The sequence below is a fragment of the Streptomyces glaucescens genome, from assembly GCF_002154375.1.
GTDB classification, from domain to species: Bacteria; Actinomycetota; Actinomycetes; order Streptomycetales; family Streptomycetaceae; genus Streptomyces; species Streptomyces glaucescens.
In genome coordinates, this window is the sequence record NZ_MUND01000410.1 from 1 (window position 1) to 6,093 (window position 6,093).

Genomic DNA, 6,093 nt, shown 5'->3' on the forward strand with positions numbered 1-6,093 from the left:
GGGTCGACCCGGGTCTCGTCGATGACCGGCGGGGCCGGGCGCGGGGGCTTCGGCATGATCGCGGCCTCGGAGTGGCCGCCGCAGCCGTAGGCCAGGGAGACCACGCGGCCGTCCGCCGGGGAGAACTCGTTCGCGCAGACGCCGAAGGCCTGGCCGAGGGAGCCGCCGATGCGGAGCAGGAAGCCGCAGCTGACGCAGGCGGCGGGGGCCGCCTGGGCCATGGGGGTCTTCGGGCCGAACGCCTCCTCCCAGCGGTCGGCGGCGGTGTGCAGGCCGTAGCGGGACAGGACGCGGGCGCGGCGCAGGCCGAGTTCCTCGGCGATCGCGGCGATGGTGCCGCGGGCGGGCGCCTGGGGGAGGTGCGCGGGTGTGGCGGCCGTCACCTCCACGTCCTCGGCCTCGACCAGCTCGGCCATGTCCACGGAGACGGGGGAGTTCGGCGGCGGCTCGTCCTCACCGGTGTAGCCGGGCTCCAGGCGCAGGTCGTCGGCGTCGGTGGGCAGAAGGTCGCCGGGGCCCATGTCGCCGGGGCGCAGGCGTTCGCTCCACGGCACCCATTCGGGGGCGAGGACGGCGTCGGGGCCGGGGAGGAGGACGGCCTCGTCGACCGTGACGAGCTTGGCGCGGGAGGCGCGGGCGACCGTGACGGCCCAGCGCCAGCCGCGGTAGCCCAGCTCCTTGCACTCGAAGAAGTGCGTGACAACACGGTCACCCTCGGAGACCAGTCCCGCGTGCTCGCCGACGACCCCGGGCGCGGCGGCCTCCTCGGCGGCGGCGCGGGCGAGGTCGACTGCCTCGGCGCACAGGCGGTCGGGGGTGCGGCTTCGCGTTGTCGCTGCGCTCACAGGTATCGCTTCTCTCCTACGCCGTCTTACGGGTGCGCCTTGCCTTGAGGCGGTGGGGGCGGCGGACGGAGCGGACCTGGGGGCCGCGTCGACGTCCGTGTCCTCACGCTCTCGGGCACACCTACGTCATCCATTCTGCGGGATGCCGGTGAGGCGCGCGGCCGAGAACGTTCGCCACGGCGCGCTACGCACGCTACCTGTTCCCGTGCACTTGGCCTACACCGCCGCCCGTCCTGACCCGGTCGAGTTCGTCGTCTTCCGTGTTGTACCCCCATTACTCCGGCCGTTCTCAGGGCACTATGACGGGGTGGCAGCCGCGAGGACGCCCGAGGGCCCGGCCGGGACCGGTGGGGCCAAGGGGAGCAGCCGACGCAGCGGAACGGGCCGGACGGGCGGACCGCTCCGCGCGGTCGGGCGTGCCCTGCATCTGCCGGTGACCGGGACCGCGCGCGGTATCCGGAAGGCGACGCACGCGCACGGCGCGGGCGAGTCGGGGCTGGGCAAGCTGATCGAGCTGCACGCGGTGAACGGCGCCGGGGACGTCATGATCACCGTGGCTCTCGCGTCCACCGTGTTCTTCTCGGTGCCGACCGACGAGGCGCGCGGGCGGGTCGCGCTGTACCTGGCGATCACGATGGCGCCGTTCACGCTGCTCGCGCCGGTGATCGGGCCGCTGCTCGACCGGGTTCCGCACGGCCGCCGGGCCGCCATGGCGTCCGCGATGCTCGCGCGGGCGCTGCTCGCCCTGGTGCTGTCGGGGGCGGTGATCTCCGGCAGTCTCCAGCTGTATCCGGCGGCGCTCGGGGTGCTGGTCGCCTCGAAGGCGTACGGGGTGGTGCGCAGCGCCGTCGTGCCCCGGCTGCTGCCACCGGGCTTCTCGCTGGTGAAGGCGAATTCCCGGGTGACGCTGGGCGGGCTGCTGGCCACGGGGGTGGCGGCCCCGGTGGGGGCCGGGCTCCAGGCCCTCGGCCCGCGCTGGCCGCTCTACGGCGCCTGTGTGATCTTCATCGCCGGAACGGTTCTGTCCTTCTCGCTGCCGCCGAAGGTCGACTCGGCCAAGGGCGAGGACACCGCGCTGCTCGCGGCGGACGCGGAGCATCTGCACGGCCCGCACCGCAAGCCGGTCAAGCGCCCGACGCTCAGGACGGTCGGCATCGCGGTCACCCACGCCCTGGTGGTGAACGCCACCACGCGCTGGCTGGCCGGTTTCCTCATCTTCTTCCTGGCCTTCCTGATGCGCGAGCACCCGCTGACCGGGCAGAGCGCCGCCGTGTCGCTGGGCATCGTGGCGGTGGCGGCGGGCATCGGGAACGCCTGCGGCACGGCGGTGGGGGCGGCGCTGAGGGCCCGCGCACCGGAGATCATCATCGTCACGGTGGTCGCGGTGGACGTGGGCGTGGCGGTCGCCGCGACGGTCTTCTTCGGGGCGTTCCTGGTGGCCTGCCTCTCCGCGGTCGCCGGGTTCTCCCAGGCACTGGCCAAGCTGAGCCTGGACGCGCTGATCCAGCGGGACGTGCCGGAGCAGGTGCGCACGTCGGCGTTCGCCCGCTCGGAGACGCTGCTCCAGATGGCGTGGGTGCTGGGCGGGGCGGTCGGCATCGTGATGCCGCTGAACGGCACGCTGGGCCTCGCGGTGGCCGCCGCGGTGCTGGCCGCGGGCTGGCTGACGACCGTGCGCGGACTGCTCGGCTCGGCCCGGCAGAGCGGCCGGACGCGCGCGCGAGTGGCGTAACCCACGCCGCGGCTCGTACCCCACCCGGGCGGGGTTACCGGTGCGCCAGATAGCCTTCGGCCATGACCACGCTGCAATCTGTGCGACGCCGCCGCGCCGTCGCCGTCGCCGGCGCCGTTTCCGCCGGACTGCTTGTCCTGTCGGCCTGCGACAAGCCGACGCCGGTCTCGACGCTCACGGTCGGTTCGGACTCGGTCAACGCCGAGGCGACCTGCTACGAGGAGGGCAAGGTCCTCAAGGCGCAGGACCTGGCCAAGTGCCTCAAGGAAACGGACATCAAGTCCATCACCGTCGATCCGGACGAGACCGTGCGGTTCGGTGTCGACCCGGAGATCGCGGACGAGGGCTGGACGATCCTGATGAACGGTCAGCCGCTCACCGACTCCAGCAAGAAGACGTACCGGACGATTCCGGGCAGCGTGTTCTTCAACGCCCAGTACGGCGCCCAGGGCGACTCCACGCTGGTCTCGATCCGGGAGGGCGAGACCGAGGCCACCGGCCTGTGGAACTTCAAGCTGAAGAAGGACTCCTGACCACGTCCGCCGTACCCCGCGTCCTGGTCGCCACCGCGGTCCCCGCCGAGCGGGACGCGGTGGCCCGGACGTTCCCCGGGACCGCCGGGCAGGTCGTCGCGGCGGGTGTGGGTCCCGCCCGCGCCGCCGCCTGTGTGGCGACCGCCCTCACCGGGGCCGCCCGCGACGGCCGGCCCTTCACCCTGGTGGTCTCCGCCGGCATCGGCGGCGGCTTCGCCCCCGAGGCGCCCGTCGGCTCGCTGGTCGTCGCCGACGAGATCACCGCGGCCGACCTCGGCGCCGAGACCCCCGACGGCTTCCTGCCGGTCACCGAGCTGGGCTTCGGCACGATCACCCACCGCTGCCCCGCGGCGCTCGTCCGGGACGCCGCGGCGGCCACCGGGGCCCGCCCCGGCACGGTCCTGACCGTCTCCACGGTCACCGGCACCGCCGCCCGCGCCGCCGCGCTGCGGACGCGCCACCCGCGGGCGCTCGCCGAGGCCATGGAGGGCTTCGGTGTCGCCGAGGCCGCCGCCGCGCACGGGGTGCCCGTGCTGGAGCTGCGGGCCGTCTCCAATCCGGTGGGCCCGCGCGACCGCGCCGCCTGGCGGATCGGTGAGGCGCTGGACGCGCTGGCGGACGGCTTCGGGAAGCTCGCACCCGTACTGGAGGGTTGGACGTCACATGACCGACATGACCGGTGAGAAGCTGCGGATCGCGTACTCCCCCTGCCCGAACGACACCTTCGTCTTCGACGCCCTGGCCCACGGCCGCGTCCCCGGCGCCCCCGCGCTGGACGTGACGTTCGCCGACATCGACATCACCAACGGCATGGCCGAGCGCGGCGAGCACGACGTGCTGAAGGTGTCGTACGCCGTCCTGCCGTACGTCCTCGACGAGTACGCCCTGCTGCCGTGCGGCGGCGCGCTGGGGCGGGGCTGCGGGCCGCTGGTCCTGACCAGGGAGCCCGGGACCGACCTGACCGGCCGTACCGTCGCCGTGCCCAGCGAGAGGTCGACGGCGTACCTGCTGTTCCGGCTGTGGGCGGCGGACACCGTGCCCGGCGGGGTGGGGCGGATCGTGGTGATGCCGTTCCACGAGATCATGCCCGCCGTGCGGGACGGGAAGGTGGACGCGGGACTCGTCATCCACGAGGCCCGGTTCACGCACCGGAACTACGGGCTGCACCGGCTCGCCGACATGGGCGAGCACTGGGAGGACACCACCGGGCTGCCGATCCCGCTGGGCGCGATCATCGCCAAGCGGTCGCTGGGCGCCCGGACGCTGCGGGGGCTCGCCGACGCGATCCGCACGTCCGTGCGGGCCGCGTGGGACGACCCCGAGGCCTCCCGGCCCTACGTCATGGAGCACGCCCAGGAGATGGACCCGGCCGTCGCCGACCAGCACATCGGGCTGTACGTCAACGAGTTCACCGCCGGCCTCGGCGAGGACGGCTACGCGGCGGTCCGCGGGCTGCTCACCCGCGCGGCGGCCGAGGGACTGTTGCCGCCCCTCGGCCCGGACGCGCTGGATTTCCCCTGACGGCTTCCTAGACGTCGAGCTGGTCGGCGACCGCGCGGAGCAGGCCGGCGATCTTCTTGCCGGAGGCCCGGTCCGGATAACGGCCCTTCTCCAGCATCGGGGTGATGTTCTCCAGCAGGGTCGTCAGGTCCTGGACGATCGACGCCAGCTCGTCCGGCTTCTTGCGCTGCGCCGCGGCCACCGACGGAGTCGGCTCCAGCAGGGTCACCGAAAGGGCCTGGTCGCCGCGCTGCCCGGCGACGACGCCGAATTCCACGCGCTGGCCCGGCTTGAGCGTCTCCACTCCGTTGGGGAGAACCGAGGAATGGACGAAGACGTCACCGCCGTCGTCGCGGGAGAGAAAGCCGAAGCCCTTCTCGCTGTTGAACCACTTGACCTTGCCGGTAGGCACGTCTGTCCTCGTCCTCGTACTCGTCGGAAAACTGCTTCGGAAACGGCTCTTGATAGCACTACAGCGGGTCGTCACTGACCCGCCGGTACCAAGGCTAATGCTCCCGGGGCCGCTGACAAGACGTCGCCCGGCTGTTCCCTCGCGCTGGGAACTACCCTGGAGCGGTGCGTGACAAAACCCTTTCGAATTCCGCCGCGCCCGGTGACCGGCTGGTCCGTACCGGAGCCGTCGTGTTCTTCCTCGGTGCCGTGGCCACGCTGGTCACGGTGGCCCCGTTGTTCCTCGGCACGACGCCGTTTCCGACGTACATGTTCGCACTGAGCATGCTCATGGGCGTCGGATTTCTGATCGCCGGTGCCGGGGTGCTGCGATCCGTCGCCGCCGGTCGCCGTCAGGCGCGGGAGGGCTCCGGATCCCCGGCCAGGTGACCGGCGAGCCATTCCGGGAACGCGGTCAGGTCCGCGAGCACCACGTCCGTACCGGCCGCGCGCAGCTCGTCCGCGCCGAACGGCCCGGTCGCCACCGTCACCGACAGCGCGTCGGCGGCCCGGGCCGCCCGGATGTCGCCCAGGTGGTCGCCGACGTAGACGCCCGCACCGTGCTCGCGCAGCGCCACCGCCTTGGCCTCCGCCCACAGGTCGCCGACCACCGCGTCCGGCTCGATGCCCAGGTGCTCCAGGTGCAGCTTGGCGTTCGGCTCGTACTTCGCGGTGACGACCAGCGCGCGCCCGCCGGCCGCCCGGACCGCCGCGATCGCCTCCCGGGCACCGGGGAGGGCGGGAGTGGGGGTGATGGCGTACGCCGGATACATCGACCGGTAGAGGTCCGCCATGGCCGGGACCTGCTCCTTCGGGAACCAGTTCGCCAGCTCCTCCGCCAGCGGCGGGCCCAGGCGGGTCACCGCGAGATCGGCGTCGATGAACGTGCCCGTGCGCTCGGCGAGCGCCCGGTAGCAGGCGCGGATGCCGGGGCGCGAGTCGATCAGGGTCATGTCGAGGTCGAAGCCGACGGTGGGGGCGGGGCGCGCGGTGGTGTGGGCCATGGGGGCATTGTGCCGGGGCGGTGTGGCGG

At 73.2% G+C, this 6,093-nt stretch carries 8 protein-coding genes; 5 read left to right on the plus strand and 3 right to left on the minus strand.

Annotated elements, in window-relative coordinates; translation table 11 throughout:
* Positions 1 to 845: DUF3027 domain-containing protein (locus tag CCN42_RS25335; protein ID WP_086739081.1), on the minus strand; the 845-nt coding region annotated here is incomplete at its 3' end.
* Between the two features lie 307 nt (positions 846 to 1,152).
* Between CCN42_RS25335 and CCN42_RS25340 the strand changes: the two genes are divergently transcribed.
* The 4 genes from CCN42_RS25340 (at position 1,153) to CCN42_RS25355 (ending at position 4,631) form a co-directional block, all read left to right on the plus strand.
* The gene (locus CCN42_RS25340; RefSeq protein WP_086739082.1) at positions 1,153 to 2,577 is read left to right on the plus strand and encodes an MFS transporter; all 1,425 of its coding nucleotides are present in this window, start codon (positions 1,153 to 1,155) and stop codon (positions 2,575 to 2,577) included.
* 62 nt (positions 2,578 to 2,639) lie between these two features.
* A complete protein-coding gene (locus CCN42_RS25345) occupies positions 2,640 to 3,110 on the plus strand; it encodes a DUF2771 domain-containing protein (protein ID WP_086171297.1) in 471 nt (156 codons plus the stop codon).
* The gene (locus CCN42_RS25350; RefSeq protein ID WP_086739084.1) at positions 3,080 to 3,793 is read left to right on the plus strand and encodes a futalosine hydrolase; all 714 of its coding nucleotides are present in this window, start codon (positions 3,080 to 3,082) and stop codon (positions 3,791 to 3,793) included. Before CCN42_RS25345 ends, CCN42_RS25350 begins: the two co-directional genes overlap by 31 nt.
* Positions 3,783 to 4,631 carry a 1,4-dihydroxy-6-naphtoate synthase gene (locus CCN42_RS25355; RefSeq protein WP_086739088.1) on the plus strand — a complete coding sequence of 283 codons (849 nt, stop codon included), beginning with the start codon at positions 3,783 to 3,785 and terminating at the stop codon, positions 4,629 to 4,631. Before CCN42_RS25350 ends, CCN42_RS25355 begins: the two co-directional genes overlap by 11 nt.
* 7 nt (positions 4,632 to 4,638) lie before the next feature.
* Here the strand turns inward: CCN42_RS25355 and CCN42_RS45710 are convergent, their stop codons facing one another.
* Positions 4,639 to 5,022, minus strand: coding sequence for a cold-shock protein (locus CCN42_RS45710; RefSeq protein ID WP_043501902.1), 384 nt, complete (start codon positions 5,020 to 5,022; stop codon positions 4,639 to 4,641).
* Between the two features lie 164 nt (positions 5,023 to 5,186).
* Between CCN42_RS45710 and CCN42_RS25365 the strand changes: the two genes are divergently transcribed.
* The gene (locus tag CCN42_RS25365; protein WP_086171295.1) at positions 5,187 to 5,450 is read left to right on the plus strand and encodes a hypothetical protein; all 264 of its coding nucleotides are present in this window, start codon (positions 5,187 to 5,189) and stop codon (positions 5,448 to 5,450) included.
* Here the strand turns inward: CCN42_RS25365 and CCN42_RS25370 are convergent.
* On the minus strand, positions 5,414 to 6,064 hold the full coding sequence (locus tag CCN42_RS25370) for an HAD family hydrolase (RefSeq protein WP_086739086.1): 651 nt from the start codon (positions 6,062 to 6,064) through the stop codon (positions 5,414 to 5,416). The genes CCN42_RS25365 and CCN42_RS25370 overlap by 37 nt on opposite strands.
* Positions 6,065 to 6,093 lie beyond the last annotated feature (29 nt).